We start from the raw sequence: 20,402 nt of genomic DNA on the forward strand, positions 1-20,402 counted from the left end.
TGACGTTACACTCCTTCCAAGGCACCTTGCTCTCCTTGCAAAGGGCCGAAAGTGTAACCCATGTCTCCGGAATGAACTGTCACCCATCTCTCGGGAAGGGCACAAAGAGATAGTGTGGAGGCCTGAGTGGGAATTGAACCCACTACGTCGGTTTTGCAGACCGATGCGTCACCGTCCCGCCCTCAGACCATGGCTCCTTGTGCATTGACCGCGACAGCTAGTCAACTTGGCCGGCCTCTGCTCGCAGGTTCGGACCGCGATCCGGCTGCCACCAGTCGAGATGTTCGGAACGCGGCTCGCGTTCAGGCGTTTGTCGCAGATGGCACCGAAAACCCCGACCATTGCGCGCATCTGGCGCGGCAGGACCTCGCCCGGCAGGGCCGACGCCTATGAGCGCTACAATTACGAGGCTGGTATCAAGCCGCTGATCGAGAAAGCGCTTGGCGTGCAGACTTTTCGCGAGGACACGCCGACGCATTCGGAATTCATCACCATCTCCTATTGGGAGAGCGTCGAGGCGATGGCCGCCTTTACCGGCGGCGATCCGCAAAGCATCCACCATCTCGACCGCGACAAGGAGTTCCTGATCGAATTGCCGAAGGGTGTCCAGGTGCTGCGAATCCGTTCCAGCCACGGACTGGTTGGCGGCAGCTGATGTTTGCGGGCTTTGACGCCAGGACCGTTCAAATGGAGGAGACATCGATCTTCGTCAGGGCCGGTGGCTCAGGGCCGCCGTTGCTGCTCCTGCATGGCTTTCCCGAAACGCATGTGATGTGGCGGGACATCGCCGTGGCCCTGGCGCCGCATTTCAGCGTGGTCGCCGCCGATCTGAGAGGCTACGGACAAAGCGGCTGTCCGGCTTCCGGAGCCAATCATGCCGCCTATTCCAAACGAGCGATGGCGCGCGACATGGTGCAGGTTATGGACGTTCTCGGTTTCGACCGTTTCATGGTTGCCGGCCACGACCGTGGCGGTCGCGTCGCCTACCGGCTGGCGCTCGACCATCCCGAAACCGTGTCGAAAGTCGCCGTTCTCGACATCGTCCCCACGGCCTCCGCCTGGGATCGGGCCGATGCCAGGTTGGCGCTGGCCTTCTGGCCGTGGAGCCTGCTCGCCCAGCCGGAACCGCTGCCTGAGCGCCTGTTGTCCGCAGCACCCGACGCAGTTGTCGACAATGCGATCGCCGGCTGGGGCTCGGCTCCAGATGCTTTTCCCGCTGAGGTCAGGGCCGCCTATATCGAGGCGCTGCGTGATCCCGCCCATGCCCACGCCATCTGCGAGGAATATCGCGCCGCCGCAGGCATCGACCGCGAGCACGACGCGCAGGACCAGGCTGATGGCTGTCGCATCAGATGCCCGCTGCTTGCGCTCTGGAGCGGCGAGGGCGGGTTGGAGAACTGGTATGCGGAGGAGGGCGGCCCGTTGGCGATCTGGCGGCAATGGGCTGATAACGTCGGAGGCGGCTCGGTCAAGGGTGGGCATTTCTTCCCGGAAGAGCACCCCGAAGACACGGCTGCAAGGCTGTCGAGATTCTTCGCAAGCTGACTACGGGCCGATTGCTAAATCCGGCCCTGTGTAGTCCTGTGTCGACTATCTCAGATGCCCGAGGGATTGCAGGATCAAAGTGCTCGAAAGACCAAGCAGGGCGATACCGTACAACCGGTCGATCCACACGGCGTTTGGCCCAGCCAGAAGCCTTGCAGCCCGCGCGCCAAGGGCTGCGTAAAACGTCAGCACAAACACATCGGCAAGCGCGGCGATAATGGCCAGGATGCCATACTGGATCGCGATCGGCTCATCCACGCGGACAAAATGCGGCAGGATCGCGGGGAAAAGCAGCCAGGCCGCCGGATTTGTGACCGCCACCAGGAAGCAGCGCCCAATGAGTGCCTTGGCTGAATGGCGTGTTTCGGGAACGTTAGGGTTGAACGAAGGTCGGGACGCGGTGCGCAGGGTACCGATGGCGACGAAAAGCAGATAGCCCGCGCCGAACATCCTGAGAGCCGAGAGATAGAATTCCGAAGCCAGCAGAAGAGCGCCGAAGCCCAGCGCGACGATGCTGATAAGAACGAAATCAGACAGTACGACGCCGGCCATGCCGAGAAACGCGCGTCGAAAACCGTAGCGGGAGCCGTTGGTGATGGCGAGCACGACGTCCGGTCCCGGAACCGCCATTCCGAGCACCGACACGAAGGCAAATGTCACCAGCGGCAGGTTTCCCATGACGCCGCGTAATGCACCCGGCGCTCACCGTCCGTAACGCCCTTCACACAGCGGCTTGGCTATCGCCGATTGTTGTTGGCCACCTTGGCTCAGTGCCCGCCGCGCATCTTCACCACCACAGTCCTCACCGCCAGGACCAGCACGGTGATGATGATCAGGATCACCGAAAGGGCTGCGATCGCCGGGTCGATGTTGTCGCGCAGGCCCATCCACATCAGCCGCGGCAGCGTGATGGCGTTGACCGAGGTGATGAACAGGGTCACGCCGATCTCTTCCCAAGACAGCACGAAGGAGAGAAGTGCAGCGGTGACGATGCCGAACTTGATGTTGGGCATGATGATGCGCGTCGCGCGTTCCCACACGCCGGCGCCAAGGCCGCGCGCGGCAAGGTCGATGCGGCGGTCGAGCTGGCTGAGCGAGACCAGGATCAGCACCGTGGCGAAAGGCACCGTCATCACCGAATGCGCCATGGCGACGCCGAGCCATGTGTCATAGCCAAAGAACGAGCTCATGCCCGAGATCGACGTCAGCAGGAAGTAGAGCGTGATCGCCGAGACCACCGGCGGCACCACCATCGGCAACAGCACGAAGCCGACAAGGGTGGCCGTGAAGCGCGGCTGGAACATCCAGACGCCAAGGCTGAAGCACAGCGCCAGCACGGTGGAGATGACGCTGCTGACGATGCCGATGCGGATCGACAGCAGGATGGCGTCGAGCCAGCGCGGATCCTCGATCAGCGCGCGGTAGTGGCGCAGCGACAGTTCGCCCGTCGGCATAGCCAGCATGCGGCTTGGCGTCAGCGACACCGGGATGACCGCCAGCAGCGGCAGCAGCAGGAACAGTGCCACCAGCACGGCGAGGATCAGCGAGACGGGACCGGGGCGATAGGTCGGCATCAGATCAGTTGCTTCGGTCTGACATAGCGGAACAGCAGCGCCATGAGCGCGCCGACGAACAGCACCAGCACGACGCTGATCGCCGCGCCCAGTCCCCAATCGGGACTCTGGAAGATGCGCAGATAGATCAGCTCGGCGATCATCACGCTGCGGCCGCCGCCGAGGATCGCCGGCGTGACGAAGAAGCCGAGCGAGAAGACGAACACGATCATCGCCGAACCGATGATGCCGGAGCGCGTCATCGGCACGAACACGGTCCAGAAGGTGCGCATACGGCTGGAGCCGAGCCCGCGCGCCGCGAGCAGCACGCGCTCGTCGAGGCTGCGCATGGCGGAGGCCAGCGGGAACACCGCGAAGGGAATGAGGAAATGCGTCATGCCGACGATGACGCCGAACTCGTTGCGCACCAGCGCCAGCGGCTCGGAGATGAAGCCGATCGATTGCAGCCAGGTGTTGATCAGGCCGCGGTTTGATAAAAGCGCCACCCAGCCGAAGGCGCGGGTCAGCACCGAGATCCAGAAGGGGACGAGAATGCAGAATTCAGCGATTATGCGCTGTGCCGGGCTGCCGCGCACCCACACCATGGTGATGGCGTATGCCGCCGCCACGGAAACCACGGTGACGATCAGCGCGATGCGCAGCGTGCGGATGAACACAGACTGCACCAGGGCATCGGTGGCGAGCGCGCCATACTGGCCGAGCCCCGGTGTCGGCAAGGTGACGCTCCACTTGACGACGCCGAGGAACGGCCAGGCGTAGGCCAGCACAAGGAACAGGAGCAGCGGCGCCATCAGCACCGCCGCGCCCATCCTGTCGGAGAGGGTGCCTCTCATCGAAGCTCGTGCCCGGCCTGGTCAGGCCGAGATGATCTTGGTGTATTCGTCGAGTGCTGCCCCGTAATTCTTGGCGTACCAGTCCATGTCGAGCGCGATCTGCTTCTTCATGTTTTCGGGATCGACCGGGTTGATGCGCTTCTTGTCGGCGGGGATCAGCGCATCGGCGGCCGGATTGGCCGGACCCTGTCCGAGCTTGTCGAACATCACCAGCTGCTTTTGCGGATCCTGGGCGCTGGCAATGAACTTCATCGCTGCGTCCTTGCCGCCGGGGTTGCCCTTGAGCACGGCCAGCGCGCCGGGCGAAATCAGGCCCTGATCCCAGATGAACTTGATCTTGCCGCCCGAGTCCTGCTCGATCAGCGAGGCGCGGGTCGACCACACGATCGCCATCGAGGCTTCGCCGTTGAGCAGCACGCTCTGGCTCTCGGCGCCGCCGCCCCAGTAAGCCACGACGTTTTCCTTGAAAGCGGCGATCTTGTCATGCGCTCGCTTCAGGTCGAGCGGGTAGAGCGAGGCCGGCGCGATGCCGTCTGCAAGCAGCGCTGCTTCCCAACTCGACACGCCCCATTTGTAGAGCGAGCGCTTGCCCGGAAACTTCTTCACGTCGAAGAAGTCGGCCATGCCGGTCGGCGCGTCCTTGCCGTATTTCTCGGAATCATAGGCGATGACATAGGAGAAGAAATAGGTCGACGCCGCGTATTCCCAGCCGAACCCCTCGCGCATCTTCTTCTTGTCGACGATGGCGTAGTCGATCGGCTCGAGCGCACCCTGCGCGCCGAGCGTGATGGCCGAGAACGGGTCGACGTCGACAAGGTCCCAGGTCGGCGCGCCGCTCTTGAACTGTGCGGCAATCGCGCCTTCGGTCGGGCCCGAACCGTCCATCTTGACGGTGATGCCGGTTTCCTTGGTGAAGGCCTGGCCGTAGGCGGCGTCATAAGCGGTAAGGGCATCGCCACCCCAGTTGACCAGCACCAGCTCCTTGGCCTGCGCAAAGGCACCGGTCGAGCGCAGCAGCATCGGTGTGCCGGCCAGCACGAGGGCTGCAAGCTGGGTGAATTGCCGGCGCGAAATCTCGCCGCGCACAGCCCGGGCGGTCAGCCCGTCCATGGCTTGTTTTTTGCTTTGGTTTGTCATTTTAGTTCCCCTTTTTCGTCTTGGTTCCGGTGGTTATGGCGCGCTCCAGATTCTTTGCTGGAAGACTTCGCCGTTCTCGTCGTCATCCTCCGTCCGGAAGGAGGAAACCCTTTTCCGCCGGCCATGTCAGCCAGACGGAATTGCCTTTGCTGAGTGCAGCCGCCGCGACCTCGTTCGGCACCGAGACGGTCACCTTGGCGCCCTGGCGTGTCGTCAGATCGAGTTTGGTCGCCGCACCCAGATAGGTCGAGCCGATGGCGGTGGCGGCAATGCCGTTCTCGCCGGCGGCGGCTTCGCGCGTGATCGACATATGTTCGGGCCGGATCGCCAATATGGCATCGCCACGGACTTTCTCGGCCTTGCAGAGCATGTTGACCGCGCGGTCCTCGCAGAGGCCCGTCGAGCCATTGTCGGCGGGCTTGACCCCCTTCAACGGCAGCATGTTGATCTCGCCAAGGAACTCGGCGACGAAGCGGTTGTCCGGCCGGTCGTAGACCTCGTCCGGCGCTCCGACCTGCAGCAATTTTCCGTGGTTGAAGATGGCGACGCGCGACGACAGCGCCAGCGCCTCGCTCTGGTCGTGGGTGACGAAGACGAAGGTGGTGCCGGTCTCCTGATGCAGCCGCTTCATCTCGGCCTGCATCTGGCCGCGCAGGCTCTTGTCGAGCGCCGAGAACGGCTCGTCGAGGAGCAGCACGCCGGGTTCGAACACCAAAGCGCGGGCCAACGCCACGCGCTGCTGCTGGCCGCCGGAAAGCTGCGCCGGCAGTTTCGTCTCATGGCCCTTAAGGCCGACGCGCTCGATCATCTCGGCAACGCGGCGCTTGATCTCGGAAGCCGATTTCTTGCGTACCTTGAGCGGGAAGGCGATGTTGGCCTCGACCGACATGTGCGGGAACAGCGCATAGCCCTGGAAGACCATGCCGGCGGCACGCTGTTCGGCCGGCCGCTCGGTGATGTCGATGCCGTCGCTGAAAAGCTTGCCGGCGGTCGGTTGCACGAAGCCGGCGAGGATCATCAGGAATGTGGTCTTGCCCGAGCCGGAGGGACCGAGCAGCGTCAAAAACTCGCCGCGGCCGATATTGAGCGTCAGGTCGTCCAGCGCCCGGAACGAGCCGAAGCTCTTGCCGATCCCGATTGCCTTGATCTCTGCGGCCCGGCCGGGTTGCTGCATCCTGCCTCTTCCTTGGTCGTGGCTTGAGCGTAGGGCAGGGCCCCGGCTCACCGCAACCGAATAGTTTTCGCCTGATCGGCAAATTTGATTCACGGATGGGAGGCTAGTACGGGCTGATCCGGTTCTCCGACAGCTTCGACCTTAACCACCCATTGAATGCTTCCAGCACCGGGTGGCTGGCCTTGGCATGTTCCGACACCAGGAAATACGAGCGCGGCGAGGGGATCGCGATATCGAAGGGGCGCACCAGACGGCCTTCGCTCAGCGCCCGGCGGCTGGTCAACTCGTCGCCCATGGCGATGCCCTGGCCGGCGATCGCCGCGGAAAAAACGAGGTTCATGTCCGAGAAGAAGATGCCGCCTTCGGTGTCGGGGTTTTCCACCTTGGACAGCGCCAGCCAGCGCGCCCAGTCCTCGGTGTCGCCGAGATGCAGGAGATTGGCGCGCAGCACGTCGGCCGGTTTTGAAAAGCCGCCGACCTTGTTGAGCAGTGTCGGGCTGCAAAGTGGCGTGAACGAGATTTCGCACAGCAACTCCACCGAGCGGTTCGGCCAGTTGCCGACGCCGAAGGCAATGAAGGCATCGGCGTCCGGATTGCTGACATCGTCCAGCCGTCTGGGCGTCAGGATCGACAGCGCCACGTCCGGATACATCTGCCGGAACTCGCCGATGTGCGTGCACAGGAACAGAGAGGCGAAGCCCGGCGTGCAGGAAACGGCGAACGAACCGCCGACGCCCGTGCCGGCCTGGCGCGTCACCGCATCGCCGAGCACCGTCAGCGCCTTTCTCACATCGGCGGCATAGCGCTGGCCGCGCGGTGTCAGCGCCACGCCCTTGCCGATGCGCTCCAGCAGGTCGAAGCCGAGGTCGCGTTCGAGCAGCCGCAACTGATGGCTGACGGCGCTGCGGGTCAAATGCAGTTCATCGGCTGCGCGCCAGACACTGCCGTGACGGGCAAAACTGTCGAGGGCGCGCAGCGCCTGTGTGGAAGGTATTCGCAAGAGGCCTCAGGTGAACCGAATTTGCATGAACCGGAAAAACATATCACTTTTTGCAATGCCGCTTCACTGCTTTCTTGGGCCGCATGGAGAAACCGGTGACGACCTCGGCGCAAGCCACCGCGCTTGCCTGTCTCGATAGCATCCAGCCGTCGCTGTCGGCGTGGACGCGCACCATTTTCGATTTCGGCGAAACAGCCTGGCGCGAATACCAGTCGGCGGCCTGGTATGTCGCGCGGCTGAAGCATGAGGGCTTTTCAGTCGAGGAAGGGTCGGCCGGCATGCCGACCGCCTTTTGCGCCCACTGGACGAATGGCCCGGGGCCGACCATCGGCATGTACGGCGAATACGACGCCGTGCCTGGCAACTGCCAGGACGCGGCAACGGTGAAGCGATCGCGGCCGGGCCTCGGCAGCGAGGCCGGCGGCCACACCGATCCGCATTCCGGGCTTGGCATTGCCGGCCTCGGCGGACTTCTCGCCACCAAGGCTGCAATGCAACGCCACGGCATCGAGGGGACGTTGCGCTTCACCGGCGAGCCGGCCGAGAAGGTCAGGGGCTCGAAGCCGATCCATGCGGCCAAGGGCTACTATGACGGCCTTGCCGGCATGATCTCCTTCCACCCCTTCTATATGCTGCCGCTCTGCAACACGGCGCGCTGGGACACGCATTGCGGCGCCGCCTATGCGATGATCTACCGTTTTGTCTGCGACGAACCCGAAAACTGGGTTCGCGCAAGCGATGGCGCGCCGATCCCGCAGGCGCATTCGGCGGTGCGGGCGCCCGGCGCCAACGACGCACTGATGACGATGTACATGACCTCCAAGGCGCTGCGCGATTCCATGCTGCCTCACCAGGGCGGCTGGTCGATCAGCGAGGCGATCCTCACCGCCGGGCAGGCGACCGCCGACAATCTGCCGGCGGGGCTGGCCGAGATCCAGTACATGATCCGCGTGCCGACCATTGCCATGGCAGAGCAGGTCACCGCGGTGCTCGACCGTAATGCGGCCGCGGCCGCGGCGATCAGCGGTTGTCGCTATGAGCGCCATTGGGTGTCGAAGTCGAGGCCGGGCCTCGCCAATCACGCCATGGCGGGGATTGCCTATGAGGCGCTGTCCACCGTTGGCGCTCCGAGCTGGGACGAGGCGGCGAAAGCGATCGGTCGCGAGGTCCAGGTCAATGCCGGCGGCACCGCGACCGACAACCCTTTCATCGACGAGATGGAGCGGCTGGTTGCGCCGCAAGAGGCCGAGGCAATCCTGCGCCGCGATTTGCCTCCGTCGCAGATCAACTCGACCTCCGACGACTACACCGACATGTCGTGGCACACGCCGACCGCACGCTTCTATGTCGCTCGCCCGGCGCTGCGCTCGGCGAATGGCCATGCCTATCCATCCTGGGCGATGAACGCGCTGGGCGGTATCTCGGCCACCATTGACCCGATGGTCATTTGCGCCGCCAAGACGGTTGCGCTTGCAGCCCTCCGCCTGCTCGAGGACAAGTCCGCGCGTGATGCGGCCATGGACGAATTCGTCACCCGCACCGGCGGCGGCATTGGTGGCTCCAACTGGATCGCGCCGCTTTGCGACTATGACCCGCCGATCAATTTCCGCTGGCCGGAATATGTCACCACCGCGCGCGGACGCGATTGGTGGATTCCGAGCAGCCAATCCAATCAAGCTGCATAGTCAAATCGAGGAGAACCTTATGACCGTCCATGATCGCATCATCGCCGAACCGTTCTCGCTGCAGCGCCGCAATCCCGCCGGCGGCACCAAGCCGCTGACATCATGGGGCTTTGCCAACGAGACCGACGTGCTGACAGACGTGTTGCTCGGCTCGCCAAACTTCCTGCGCCACCTCTCGACCAGCTCGCTCTCGCGCAAGCATTTGCGCGAAGCGCCCTGCAACGTTCAGATCGCCCAGGCGCAGCACAAGGACCTCGTCGCCGCCTATGAGCATTTCGGCGTCAACATCCACTGGCACGAGCCGACGCCGGAACTGCCGATGCAGGTCTATTCCAGAGACTCCAGCGTCATGACGCCCTACGGCGCCTTCATCACCGCCATGGCCAATTGGTGGCGGCGCGGCGAGAACTATGCCGCCATCCGCACCTATGAAAAGCTCGGCATACCCATCTACGACATGGTCACGGCTGGCACCTTCGAAGGCGGCGACTTCAACGTCATCGAGGAGGGCGTGGTGCTGATCGGCTGCGGCGGCGCCCGCACGCAGGAAGAGGGCGCCCGCCAGGTGCAGGACTGGTTCGAAAAGGAAGGCTGGGAAACGCGCCTCGCCTTCATCGACGAATATTACGTCCATATCGACCTGATGGTGGTGCCGGTCGCCGAGAAGCTCACCGCGGTGTGCCTCGCCTGCACCGAGCCCGGCATCGTCGACTGGCTGAAGGGCAAGGGCCACGAGATCATCGACGTGCCCTTCCAGGACACGATGGCGCTCGGCTGCAACTTCATGTCGCTCGGCAAGGACAGGGTGATCGCGCCGACGTCGAGCCAGTCGCTGATCGGCCAACTCAAAGCGCGCGGCTTCGAGGTTGCTGCCGTCGACATGAGCGAGATTTCCAAGACCGGCGGCGGCATTCACTGCATGGCGCAGGCGCTGAAGCGCGAGCCGGCGTAACGGCACGAATTGCCGCCGGGACCTGTGACGGACTGCTGCCAGATTTGACAAAACAGGCCTGGCAGAGGAAATTGATGCCATTAGAGGAGGGATTCTGTGAAGAAAACTTACGAAAAGCCGAGTCTGGCCAAAGCCGGCAAACTCGGATCGCTGGTCGCTTCAAACCCGTCGAAGCCCGCCCCCTGAGCGCAACCAGCCGCTGAAGGCCGAAATTCGGTCGTCCTGGTTATCGGCGACCGGATCGCGCTGTATGATTGAAGGGAGCCCGCCGGCTTTGAACGGCGGGCTTTTTGCTTTGCGCCAGAGCGCTGCCGCGTCTGCCGGCCAGTCCAATCTGCCCGAACCTGAATTGAACTTGCTCCGGGCGTTTTCCAGATGCGCCCGCATCGCTTGGCCGGCCGCTTCCGGGTCGCGGCGCTCGATCGCCTCGAACACCGCCTGGTGGCCGGCAAAACTCGTGCGGTTTCGATCTCCGTATTGGCCACGTGGATGCGCTGATTGATCAGCCATTCGACCTAGCCGTTGATTTTGAAACCAAGCCAGCTTCCCCAAAAGATCATGCCCAAACAAAGCCATAGCGCGAAGACCACATGCGCGCCGTTCCCGCCCGCCCGGCGATCAGGGAGTGGCTGGCGTGAGATGGCCGCGCTGACGACGGAACGAGATCGCCTCGTCTGGCCGGCCGGACTCGCGACGGCGTGGTCCGGCCGGAGTTCCATCTGCTATGCGGGTATCAATACGGCGATGCGATGCACGCCGACCTCCTTGCTTGTATTCGTCGCTTCATCGGTCTTGCCCTTGGAGCAGGTGTACATATCACCCGTCTTGAGCTTGAATTCCTTGTCCGCTTTCTTGATCGTGAATGCACCTGAGGTAATGGTGCACACCATGTCGTTGTCCATCACGGTTTGAGGAGCATGTGCTCCGGGCTGAAACACAACGTCGATAATTGCGATGCTCTTGTAGGCGGGAATGTCTGCATTGCCGGTGCCGACCTCCACCACCCTGACACCGGGCGCAATCTCCTTGCCCTCTTTCGGGCCGTATTTCTTGATTTTTGCCGATGCCGCCAAGGTGAACAAAGGCGCTACCGCGGCGGTCGTCAGACCGAGGGCAATTGCAGACCTGCGATTCATGGTTTTCATTGCATCCTCCCGATGCTCGTCATGCATGGATATGCATGACTTCGATATATTAGCACGAGCGAATTTACTTGTATGCAAGCGGCTGGGGCGCAGGCCAGCAAAGGGTATCGCTCCGGCGGGTAAGTCTATTTCACTGTAGCTTCCGCCGGAACTTCGAATGACAGCTCGAGCAATCCTGCAGGATCAGGTGCAGGAGATGCTCCGCCGGCACTTTGGTAGGATCGACTTCCACGGTGCTCGGCCGCTTGCCGAGCAGGCTGCCGCCGCCCATTGCCGGGCCGGTGCCCATGCGCATGTCATCAGTGATGACGGCCGGCGCGCTTTGGGCCTTGGCGGCCAGCGCGCGCGCCAGCGCCCCGATATGATTTGCCAGCGCCTCGAATTCCGCCCGTGACTGATCGATCTCCAGCCTGGCCTGCGAAGGCGGTCCAAGCGAGCCGCTCGGAAATTCGGCAATCAGGGCAGGGCCGGTGCGAGCGCGCAGCGTGTCCGCTGCCGCCTTGAAGGCTGCGGCGTCATAGGGTTGCCTGCGGTCGAACATGCCGGCAATGGTTTTCGCAGCCGCCGCCATCTCCTTCATCGACGCCTGGCGGGCCGCGACCATCGGTCCGCCGCCGACGGAGGCGGCCATCGTAAGGGCACAGACCAGCCACAGCAGCGCCGCTTTCACAGTCCATCTCACGGCGCCATGTCCTTGCCCCATCCATCTGTGATCAGCCAGCCGCAGCAGGGGTTCGACCTGCAGTCGGATTCTTCGGTCGTGATGCCGGTTCTCATCGGTAAATTTCCGTCGCCGGAAGTCTCCGTCTCTGAGCGGATAGACCTTCCAGCCACCGGAAGGTCAACTGATTGAGAAGGCCGATCAGCGGGCAATCAGCACAGGCTTGCAGCAAGCTGACGCAGCGTTTCCTTGACTTGGATCGCAAAAACGGGCAGCAAGGCGGGGGTGAGGGAGAGCATTCTACCGTGGCGCAGACCATGGAGTGCTCTTTTTTTCGTATCAGGCGCCGCATAATCGGTGGCTGATGGAGGGATTGGTTAACCAACTTTGTCCATCTTTTGATTCAATCGGCAACAGACGCGAAAGGTGCAGGGGGCACCAGCGAACTGTGGATGTCACGGATGCGAGGGTCGCAAGCCTGCATGCCGATTGAGAGTGGTTGTATGGCGTTTTTGCGTTTGAAAGACCGGGGCGACACTCCTGAACGGGGTTTGACTTCGAAGAGATCCGGCCAGCGCTGGGTGGTAGTGCCGGTTGTCGGCGCGGCCTTGGCGCTGTGGTCGGTGGCAACCATGGCCGGCCTCTATTCGCTCGGTACCTCGCTCACCGCAGCCTCCAACAGCCTTCCGCACAGTCTGCTTCTGCCGAACGCAGCACTTGCCGATTCGCGCCGCAGCCTCGCCAATTCGTGGGCGCCGCGGCTTTCGGCGCAAAAATCACAGGCCTCGCTGCTCAGCCAATGCGACGCCGGCTGCGCGCATGCCGCCGCGAACTTCGCGCATGACGGCAAGATGGCGCGGCTGAAGCCGGCCGCGCACGCTGTGGCCCCGAGCAGTGTCGCCTCAAACATTGCGCCAAACACCAGCGTCGCTCTCGCCACTTCGCGCGGCATGCGCTTCGACGGCGTGGTGGCCAAGGCAGAGCTGTCGCCGCAAAAGCTGGCTGCCGCCTTCGCCAAGGCCTCGAATGCGCCCTTCATGCTTGCCAGCCTTCCGGTCGCTGCCCGTTTCGCCGAAGTCCGGCTGCCCGATCAGCATGGCCCCGCCTCGGAACGCTTTGGGCCGGAAGTGGCTGAGATCGAACGCTCGTCGCGCCTGGCGCTGGCGCTGGCCAACAGCTTGCCGGAAGACGCTGACATGCTGGCCCCGCCGCCGGCCGTTGAAGCAATCGCCGGAGGGCAGGATCCTGAGCAGGCCGAGGTTCAGGTCGCTTCGCTGCCGCCGCAGGACGATCTGCCCGACAACATTGCGTTGCCCGGTTGGCGTCCACGCGCCGAAACCGCTCAGCCTGCCGAGGCTCGGCAAGCCAGCAAGCCCAGGGCAGCCAAGCCACAGACCGACAGGACGGCCGAGAGCCCCGCACCCCAGTCGCCGGGCAATTCGTCGCCGCGCTCGCCCCGCAGTACTTCGGAGGTCGCCGCACTGCCTGGCGTGCCAGACAGCCAGAGCATCCAATCAAGCCGGATCAAGCCTGGCAAACGGTCGAAGACACAGGCCGGCGAGATGCTGGCCTATGCCAAGCCGGACGTCCCGGCGGGCGGTGTCGGTCGCGCCTTCAAGGATCTGTTCGCCACGCCCGGAATGGGCGGCGGCGTCGCCGTCTACGATATCTCGGCCAAGACCGTCTATATGCCGGACGGCTCGCGGCTGGAGGCCCATTCGGGGCTGGGTTCGATGGTCGACCAGCCGCGCTTCGTGCACAAGAAGAATGTCGGCCCGACGCCGCCCAACACCTATGATCTGCGGCTGCGCGAATCCCGCTTCCATGGCGTCGAGGCGCTCCGTCTCACTCCCGTCAGCGGCGGCAACAAATACGGCCGCGACGGCCTGCTTGCCCACACCTACATGCTGCGCGGAGGCCGTGCGGAGTCCAATGGCTGCGTCGTCTTCAAGGACTATGCCCGCTTCCTTGCCGCCTATAAGAAGGGCAAGATCAAGCGCCTCGTCGTCGTGCCGCGCCTGACCAAGCCGCTGACGCGGGTCGCTCAGGAAGGCCGGGGAGCGTAAGGCAGTAGGCAGTAGGCAGTAGGCAGTAGGCAATAGGCAATAGGCAGTAGGCAGTAGGCAGTAGGCAGTAGGGCCCAGGAGCGTCCATCGCCTGTTGATTGTTTTTCTGCCCCTATTGCCTATTCCCCACTGCCTATTCCCTTTTCACCCCCAGGCAGACTATGAGTGACCCCTGCGGGTCGGCTTCACCACGAGGACATCATGACAATACGCGCTGTCGTTTGGGGCGAGAACATCCATGAGCGGACCAATGAGGTGGTCGCAGCCCTCTATCCCGAGGGCATGCACACGACCATCGCCAAGGCGCTGAATGCCGACAAGGCGATCTCCGCCTCGACCGCCACGCTCGAACAGCCCGAGCATGGCCTGCCCGAGGCGCGCTTGGCCGAGACCGACGTGCTGGTCTGGTGGGGCCACAAGGACCATGGCGCCGTTGCCGACGAGATCGTCGAGCGCGTCGCCCGCCGGGTCTTTGAAGGCATGGGGCTGATCGTTCTCCATTCCGGCCATTTCTCGAAAATCTTCAAGCGGCTGATGGGCACGCCCTGCACGCTGAAATGGCGCGAGGCGGGTGAGCGCGAGCGGCTCTGGGCGACCAGTCCCAGCCATCCGATCGCCGAAGGCGTCGGCGAATATTTCGAGCTCGAGAATGAAGAAATGTATGGCGAGCAGTTCGCCGTGCCCGAACCGCTGGAGACCGTCTTCATATCCTGGTTCCAGGGCGGCGAGGTGTTCCGTTCTGGGCTGACCTATCGCCGCGGCGCCGGCAATGTCTTCTACTTCCGCCCGGGCCACGAGACCTATCCGACCTATCACGACGCCAATGTGCACAAGGTGCTGCGCAATGCGGTGAAGTGGGCGCACAATCCGCAGGGCACCAAGTCGGCGATCCTCGAGGCGCCGAACGTGCCGGTCGAGAAGGCGCTGGAGCCGATCGTCGAGCGCGGCGGCAAGCTGCACGCTTCGGGCGAGGCCGGCTTCCGCTAAAGCAAAATCCAGGAAAAAAGGCGTAGCGGTTTTCCGCATGGGTTTCCTAGACCGTATCTGCGCCATATGATTGAATCGAACCAATTCGCTCGGAGTGCAGAGAATGCGGCTTTTGATACTGGGTACCGGCTGGATGGCGCAGGAGCATGCCCGCCGCTTCGGCGGTATCGACGGCGTCGAGATCGTCGGTGCTGTCGACGTCGATGAAAAGCGCGTTGGCGAATTTGCCGACGGGTTCAAGATACCGAAGCGATTCACATCCCTGGAAGACGCGCTGGCGTGGGGCGAGTTCGATGCGGTCGCCAACGTCACGCCCGACCGCATTCACCACCCGACCACCATGGCGCTGATCGCGGCCGGCAAGCCGGTGCTGTGCGAAAAGCCGCTGGCCGAAGACTTCGGCAAGGCAAGCGAGATGGCCAAAGCGGCTGAGGCCGCCGGCATCGTCAACATGGTCAATCTCACCTATCGCAATGTCGCTGCCTTGCAGAAGGCGCGGCAGATGGTGCTGGCCGGCGAGATCGGCACCGTCCGCCACGTCGAGTCCTCCTATCTACAGAGCTGGCTGGTCTCGAAATTCTGGGGCGACTGGCGCACCGACCCGAAATGGCTGTGGCGGCTGTCGCGCGACCACGGCTCCAACGGCGTGCTCGGCGATGTCGGCATCCACATCCTCGATTTCGCCAGCTATGGCGCCGCACTCGACGTCGACCACGTGTTTTGCCGGCTGCGCACCTTCGACAAGGCGCCAGGCAACCGTATCGGCGAATACGACCTCGACGCCAATGACAGCTTCGCCATGACGCTGGATTTCTCCAACGGCGCCTTTGGCGTCGTTCACGCCAGCCGCTGGGCGACCGGCCACATCAACGAATTGCGCCTGCGCATCTATGGCGACAAGGGCGGCATCGAAGTCGTGCACAATCTCGAGGGTTCGGAACTGAAGGCGTGTGTCGGCGAGGATATCGAGAACGCCAAATGGCAGGTGCTCGACGCCGGCACGGTGCCGACCAATTACCAGCGCTTCGTCGATGCGGTTCGCAGCGGCGTGCAGGCCGAGCCTTCATTCCACCATGCCGCCGAACTGCAGAAGGTGCTGGATCTAGCCATGGTTTCGGAACAGAAGCGGACGGAACTGAGGGCCAGCGCCGATACGCAGTGATGTGAAGGGGAGGAAGAAACAATGGTCACGCGCCGCGCGCAATGTCTCTGCGGCCAGCTTTCAGCCGTCTGTTCGGGCGAGCCGGTGCGCATCTCGGTCTGCCATTGCCTCGACTGCAAGCGCCGCACCGGCAGCGCCTTCAGCTACAATGTCCGGTTTGCGCAAGCTGATGTATCGATCGAGGGGCGGGCGAAGCAGTTCACGCGCGCCGGCGACGAGGGCGGCCGCGTCATCTACAATTTCTGTCCGGAGTGCGGCGCCGCCGTCCACTATCGCATCGACACGCAGCCCGGTGTGATCGCCATTCCCGTCGGCGCCTTCGCCGACCCGTCGTTCCCGCCGCCCTTCCAGTCTTTTTACCACGAAAGCCGTCGCTGTGAGTGGGTCGAGATCAACGCCGAGCCGCTGGCGACGTTCGACTGAAGGCCGCTTTTTGGATACCCGGAACCGTCCGCACGCTCCGCGCCTTTGAGAGGGCATCGCCCCCTGATTGCCATTGCCGAGCCGTTAGCCACCGCGCTCGGCTGCCCCATGAATAGGCATAAGTCAAGACGAATCCGGCTTGCGGCCCGATTGCTGACATGCTTACCTGACGGCATGTGTTCAATGGGGGTATATGGATGGCTAAGGAATCTTCGAATTCCGCTTCTTCAGAAAAGAAGGCGGACGTAAATCTGATAGGTAACACAGAAGGAAACGGGCTGAACTTCATGGGAGTTCAGGCCCGCGAAAACGGAACCGCCGGCGACGCCGTCGGTGTCGACAAGATCCGTGACCTGCTCTTCGGCAACCAGATGCAGGACTATGACCGCCGTTTTTCCAAGCTTGAAGAACGGGTGTTGCAGCGCTTCAAGGATGTCGAGTCCGAGGCCAAGCGCAATCTCGAAATGTACGAGTCGAATGCAAAGAAGCAGATCGATTCGCTTGCAGGGCAATTGCGGAGCGAAAAAGATTCACGAGCCGATGCCGACAAGGAGATCGACCGGAATCTTCGCGAGCAAAACCAGGCTCTTGAAAAGCAGGTGCGCACGTTGTCGGATCAGTTGAGCGCGCTCGAGCGCGACGTTTCGGACCGGATAAATCGAAACGATCATTTGCTGCGTGAGGAAATCAAGCAGAAGAATGAAGGCGTTCAGATGCTGATCGAGAAGATGTTTGCCGACCTCAGCAACGTCAAGACCGACCGAAATCTTTTGGCTGGCCTGTTTGTCGAGGTTGCAAAATGTCTCAATCAGGATCCCGTCGGGAGCAAGAGCAACTCGGACCGCAGCTGGAAAGTGAGTTGATGGGACCTTGACGTCCACCGTCGACCCATTCAACCTTCCGCAAAGAACAGCCTCGAACGATACAGAGATTGATCGCGAGGCTCTGGCTCGTCTTTTGATCGAAATTGCCCGGAACGTTGATCCGGACTACCGTGCGCAGTTCGAGGCGGTTCCAACCGCCGATCCGCGCATGGAAACGCTGCGGCAGTTGCTGGTCAGCCGCGAAATCTCGGAGCTTTCACGCGTTACGCATCTGCTCGACGAACCCGAGCAGCTTGCGGCGGCCGTGGGCGACGTTCTTCCCAGTGCTGCCGGACGAGCGCCTTACGCGCAACTCGGCGAGGCGCTTGCGCCAGCTGTCGAACGGGCTGTGCAACGGTCGATCCAGAAGAGCCCGCGCACGCTGACGGACATATTGTACCCGGTGTTTCTGCCGGCAATTCGCAAGTCGATCGGCGAAAAGATCGACCAGACCTTTCAGTCGCTGAATGAAACTCTAAGGCACATATTCACCTGGCACGGGCTCAAGTGGAGACTTGAAGCCTGGAGAACAGGGGCAAGCTTCTCGGCAGTTGTTCTGAAGCATTCCCTCGTCTACCGTGTGGAACATGCCTTTCTCATTCATCGGAATTCCGGCCTTTTGATAGCGCATGTAACTGCCAACAATGCGACGAGCGAAGATCCTCAGCTCATTTCTTCGATGCTCAGTGCGATTCAGGATTTTGTAAAAGACTCATTTAACGAGAAAGAGCAGAGCGGCCTGGACACAATCCGTTTCGGCGAGCTTCGTCTCTGGTCGGAAGTTGGACCGTTTGCGACACTGGTTTCGGTGATCCGGGGAAATCCGCCGGAGGAATTGCATGAAATCGTTCGCGATGTGTTGCTTCGCATCCATGAGCAATCCTCAGAGGCTTTAGAGCAGTTTGACGGCGACGGTTCGCAGCTGGCCTCCGTAGAGGCGCAGTTGCAGACCTGCGTCGAGCTCAAGCAAGAGGAATCAAACGACGGATTTCCGTGGCTGGTGGCGGCCGTTGCCCTGTTGCTCTTGAGTCTGGCAGGCGGTTGGTACTTTCTTTCCTGGCAATCAGCGCAGCGCTGGCAGGCTTACGTGTCGCGCTGGCAGGCTTACGTGTCGCGAGTGGAGGCCCAGCCGGGCATCATCGTTGCCGAACAGCAGGTACGCGATGGCCAGTTCTATATTGCCGGCCTGAGGGACCCGCTTGCCGTCGACCCGCAGTCGCTGTTGTCAGGCACGGGAGTCGATCCGGCCGGGGTTCATTCGCAATGGCAATTTTATCAGAGCCTTGAGCCGGAGTTCGTGCTGAAGCGGCTGACGGCGTCGCTGGCTCCGCCGGATTCAGTGCGACTTTCGATTGTCGATGGCCGCATCGTCGCCGAGGGTGAGGCTCCCGACACCTGGATCAGCCGGGCGCGCGCGGCGGCCCAGCAGCTTTCGGCAGGCGGGCCGGTCTTCGATATCTCGGGGGTTCGTGACGTAAGTCCCCAAGTGCGCGAGGCGGAGCGCTGGCACGCCTATGTGTCGCGACTGGAGACCCAGCCGGGCATCATCGTTGCAGACCAAAAGATAAGCGACGGCCAATTCTATATTGCCGGCCTGCGAGACCCGCTTGGCGCCGATCCGCAGTCGCTGTTGTCGGGAACAGAGGTCGATCCCGCCCGGGTTCATGCGCAGTGGCAGTTCTATCAGAGCCTTGAGCCGGAGTTCGTGCTGAAGCGGCTGACGGCGTCACTGTATCCGCCGGATACAGTACGACTTTCGATCGTCGATGATCGCATCGTTGCCGAGGGTGAGGCTCCCGACACCTGGATCGATCGCGCGCGCGCGGCGGCCCGGCAGCTTTCGGCAGGCGGACCCGAATTCGACATCTCCAAGGTTCGTGACGTGAGCCCCGAAGCACGCGCGGCGGAGCACTGGCAGTATTATGTGTCGCGACTTGAGGCCCAATCGGGAATCATCGTCGCCCAACAAAGCGCGAGGGGCGGACATTTCTACATTTCCGGCTTGAGAGACCCGCTTGCCGCCGACCCGCAAGCCCTGCTCTCCGGAACGGACGTTGATCCTGCCCGCGTTCATGCACAGTGGCAATTCTATCAGAGCCTTGATCCGAAGTTTGTGGTGAAGCGGCTGACGGCGGCGCTGTCCCCGCCGAAAACCGTTCAGCTCTCGATCATCCAGGGTCGCATCGTGGCCGTGGGTGAGGCTCCTGCCGGCTGGATCAACCGCGCGCGGGCCGCCGCTGAACAACTTTCGGCGGACGGAGTGGTTCTGGATGTCTCGCAGCTGCGTGAGCTGAACCTCGCAGAACTTAATCATTTGAGGCAGGCCATCCAGACGACCGATATTTTCTTCTCTTCCGGCAAGGTTGTGCCGGGACCGGAGCAGACGCCGGTTCTCGACAGGTTGGCGGATCAAATAAAGGAATTCGCCCAGAGTGCCCGCAATTCCGGCGTAACGGCGCGGTTCATGTTGACCGGGCATTCGGACACCACGGGCCGTGAGACGGCCAACGCGTCGATCAGCGCCGCCCGCGCCGAGACAGTTCGTGCGCTTCTCAACAAGCGGGGCGTCGCTCCCGAATTGCTGCTGGTTCGGGGCGCGGGCACTTTTGAGCCGGCTGTACCTGAAAACAGTCTAACCGGTAGCTCCACCAATCGCCGGGTTTCGATTACCGTAAACCTGGACTAGCGGAGCCCAACATGTTGCAAAAAAAGATCTGCATGCTGGGCGGTTTCGCTGTCGGAAAGACGAGTCTGGTCCGCAGGTTTGTGCAGAGCATCTTCTCAGAAACCTACTTGACCACCGTTGGAGTGAAAATCGACAAGAAGAGCGTCGCGCTCCCGGACAAAACCGTGGATCTGATTTTGTGGGATTTGGCCGGCGAGGACGATATCGGCTCATTCCGCGTCAGCTATGTTCGAGGTGCAACCGGGCTCGTGCTAGTCGTCGATGGAACCCGCGCTGCTACTCTTGCCGTGGCACTCACGCTGCGCGAACGGGTCGAGGCCGAATTCGGCGCCATGCCGTTCGTATTGCTGTTCAACAAGTCCGATCTGGCCGATCGGTGGGCGATATCGGATGGTGAGATCAACGAGTTGAGGCAACGTGGATGGCAAATCTATCTAACAAGTGCGCTTTCGGGCGAGCAGGTCGATGACGCCTTTCGTCAACTTGCCTTGATGGTCACCAAATAGACC

The 20,402-nt window shown here is 62.4% G+C and carries 20 protein-coding genes and 1 tRNA gene; 11 read left to right on the forward strand and 10 right to left on the reverse strand.

Annotated elements, in window-relative coordinates; all coding sequences use genetic code 11:
* Nucleotides 1–115: 115 nt before the first annotated feature.
* Nucleotides 116–189: transfer RNA gene (locus tag NKH38_RS28180), tRNA-Cys, on the reverse strand.
* 130 nt (nucleotides 190–319) lie between these two features.
* Between NKH38_RS28180 and NKH38_RS28185 the strand changes: the two genes are divergently transcribed.
* Nucleotides 320–655 (forward strand): antibiotic biosynthesis monooxygenase family protein, encoded by a 336-nt coding sequence (locus tag NKH38_RS28185; RefSeq protein ID WP_023738659.1) that lies wholly within the window; start codon nucleotides 320–322, stop codon nucleotides 653–655.
* Nucleotides 655–1,545: an alpha/beta fold hydrolase gene (locus NKH38_RS28190; RefSeq protein ID WP_023684769.1), complete on the forward strand. Its 891-nt coding sequence runs from the start codon at nucleotides 655–657 to the stop codon at nucleotides 1,543–1,545. Before NKH38_RS28185 ends, NKH38_RS28190 begins: the two co-directional genes overlap by 1 nt.
* 45 nt (nucleotides 1,546–1,590) lie before the next feature.
* On the opposite strand, the gene NKH38_RS28195 is transcribed toward NKH38_RS28190, so the two are convergent.
* From NKH38_RS28195 to NKH38_RS28220, 6 genes are all read right to left on the reverse strand, one after another.
* Nucleotides 1,591–2,223 (reverse strand): LysE family translocator, encoded by a 633-nt coding sequence (locus NKH38_RS28195; RefSeq protein WP_023684770.1) that lies wholly within the window; start codon nucleotides 2,221–2,223, stop codon nucleotides 1,591–1,593.
* An 89-nt stretch (nucleotides 2,224–2,312) separates the two neighbouring features.
* Nucleotides 2,313–3,119, reverse strand: coding sequence for an ABC transporter permease (locus NKH38_RS28200; protein ID WP_023689053.1), 807 nt, complete (start codon nucleotides 3,117–3,119; stop codon nucleotides 2,313–2,315).
* Complete coding sequence (locus NKH38_RS28205) at nucleotides 3,119–3,952, reverse strand: ABC transporter permease (protein ID WP_023670301.1); 834 nt, start codon at nucleotides 3,950–3,952, stop codon at nucleotides 3,119–3,121. The genes NKH38_RS28200 and NKH38_RS28205 overlap by 1 nt, the downstream gene beginning before the upstream one ends.
* Before the next feature lie 21 nt (nucleotides 3,953–3,973).
* Nucleotides 3,974–5,089, reverse strand: coding sequence for an ABC transporter substrate-binding protein (locus NKH38_RS28210; RefSeq protein WP_023689052.1), 1,116 nt, complete (start codon nucleotides 5,087–5,089; stop codon nucleotides 3,974–3,976).
* 82 nt (nucleotides 5,090–5,171) lie between these two features.
* Nucleotides 5,172–6,263 carry an ABC transporter ATP-binding protein gene (locus NKH38_RS28215; protein ID WP_023689051.1) on the reverse strand — a complete coding sequence of 364 codons (1,092 nt, stop codon included), beginning with the start codon at nucleotides 6,261–6,263 and terminating at the stop codon, nucleotides 5,172–5,174.
* 103 nt (nucleotides 6,264–6,366) lie between these two features.
* Nucleotides 6,367–7,263: a LysR substrate-binding domain-containing protein gene (locus NKH38_RS28220; RefSeq protein WP_023684774.1), complete on the reverse strand. Its 897-nt coding sequence runs from the start codon at nucleotides 7,261–7,263 to the stop codon at nucleotides 6,367–6,369.
* An 83-nt stretch (nucleotides 7,264–7,346) separates the two neighbouring features.
* Between NKH38_RS28220 and NKH38_RS28225 the strand changes: the two genes are divergently transcribed.
* Both NKH38_RS28225 and NKH38_RS28230 read left to right on the forward strand, forming a co-directional pair.
* Complete coding sequence (locus NKH38_RS28225) at nucleotides 7,347–8,948, forward strand: zinc-binding metallopeptidase family protein (protein WP_031193513.1); 1,602 nt, start codon at nucleotides 7,347–7,349, stop codon at nucleotides 8,946–8,948.
* 19 nt (nucleotides 8,949–8,967) lie between these two features.
* Complete coding sequence (locus NKH38_RS28230; protein WP_023695542.1) at nucleotides 8,968–9,900, forward strand: dimethylarginine dimethylaminohydrolase family protein; 933 nt, start codon at nucleotides 8,968–8,970, stop codon at nucleotides 9,898–9,900.
* 159 nt (nucleotides 9,901–10,059) lie between these two features.
* Here NKH38_RS28230 and NKH38_RS28235 read toward each other — a convergent pair whose 3' ends face one another.
* From NKH38_RS28235 to NKH38_RS28245, 3 genes are all read right to left on the reverse strand, one after another.
* Nucleotides 10,060–10,476: an FCD domain-containing protein gene (locus NKH38_RS28235; protein WP_081731252.1), complete on the reverse strand. Its 417-nt coding sequence runs from the start codon at nucleotides 10,474–10,476 to the stop codon at nucleotides 10,060–10,062.
* A gap of 146 nt (nucleotides 10,477–10,622) precedes the next feature.
* The gene (locus tag NKH38_RS28240) at nucleotides 10,623–11,045 is read right to left on the reverse strand and encodes a hypothetical protein (protein WP_023684778.1); all 423 of its coding nucleotides are present in this window, start codon (nucleotides 11,043–11,045) and stop codon (nucleotides 10,623–10,625) included.
* Between the two features lie 130 nt (nucleotides 11,046–11,175).
* Nucleotides 11,176–11,727: a cytochrome c gene (locus NKH38_RS28245; RefSeq protein WP_031201257.1), complete on the reverse strand. Its 552-nt coding sequence runs from the start codon at nucleotides 11,725–11,727 to the stop codon at nucleotides 11,176–11,178.
* Nucleotides 11,728–12,209: 482 nt separating this feature from the next.
* Between NKH38_RS28245 and NKH38_RS28250 the strand changes: the two genes are divergently transcribed.
* The 7 genes from NKH38_RS28250 (at nucleotide 12,210) to NKH38_RS28280 (ending at nucleotide 20,399) form a co-directional block, all read left to right on the forward strand.
* The gene (locus NKH38_RS28250; RefSeq protein ID WP_502896629.1) at nucleotides 12,210–13,772 is read left to right on the forward strand and encodes a DUF2778 domain-containing protein; all 1,563 of its coding nucleotides are present in this window, start codon (nucleotides 12,210–12,212) and stop codon (nucleotides 13,770–13,772) included.
* A gap of 201 nt (nucleotides 13,773–13,973) precedes the next feature.
* Nucleotides 13,974–14,759, forward strand: coding sequence for a ThuA domain-containing protein (locus NKH38_RS28255; protein ID WP_027048848.1), 786 nt, complete (start codon nucleotides 13,974–13,976; stop codon nucleotides 14,757–14,759).
* 103 nt (nucleotides 14,760–14,862) lie between these two features.
* The gene (locus NKH38_RS28260) at nucleotides 14,863–15,921 is read left to right on the forward strand and encodes a Gfo/Idh/MocA family protein (RefSeq protein ID WP_023684783.1); all 1,059 of its coding nucleotides are present in this window, start codon (nucleotides 14,863–14,865) and stop codon (nucleotides 15,919–15,921) included.
* A 21-nt stretch (nucleotides 15,922–15,942) separates the two neighbouring features.
* Nucleotides 15,943–16,344, forward strand: a complete 402-nt coding sequence (locus NKH38_RS28265) for a GFA family protein (protein WP_023715108.1) — start codon at nucleotides 15,943–15,945, stop codon at nucleotides 16,342–16,344.
* 197 nt (nucleotides 16,345–16,541) lie between these two features.
* Nucleotides 16,542–17,207 carry a hypothetical protein gene (locus tag NKH38_RS28270; protein WP_023670314.1) on the forward strand — a complete coding sequence of 222 codons (666 nt, stop codon included), beginning with the start codon at nucleotides 16,542–16,544 and terminating at the stop codon, nucleotides 17,205–17,207.
* Between the two features lie 7 nt (nucleotides 17,208–17,214).
* Nucleotides 17,215–19,893 carry an OmpA family protein gene (locus tag NKH38_RS28275; protein ID WP_352763041.1) on the forward strand — a complete coding sequence of 893 codons (2,679 nt, stop codon included), beginning with the start codon at nucleotides 17,215–17,217 and terminating at the stop codon, nucleotides 19,891–19,893.
* 11 nt (nucleotides 19,894–19,904) lie between these two features.
* Nucleotides 19,905–20,399 carry a Rab family GTPase gene (locus NKH38_RS28280; protein WP_023670316.1) on the forward strand — a complete coding sequence of 165 codons (495 nt, stop codon included), beginning with the start codon at nucleotides 19,905–19,907 and terminating at the stop codon, nucleotides 20,397–20,399.
* Nucleotides 20,400–20,402 lie beyond the last annotated feature (3 nt).

The sequence above is a fragment of the Mesorhizobium sp. M1078 genome (assembly GCF_040318615.1).
Lineage (GTDB): Bacteria > Pseudomonadota > Alphaproteobacteria > Rhizobiales > Rhizobiaceae > Mesorhizobium.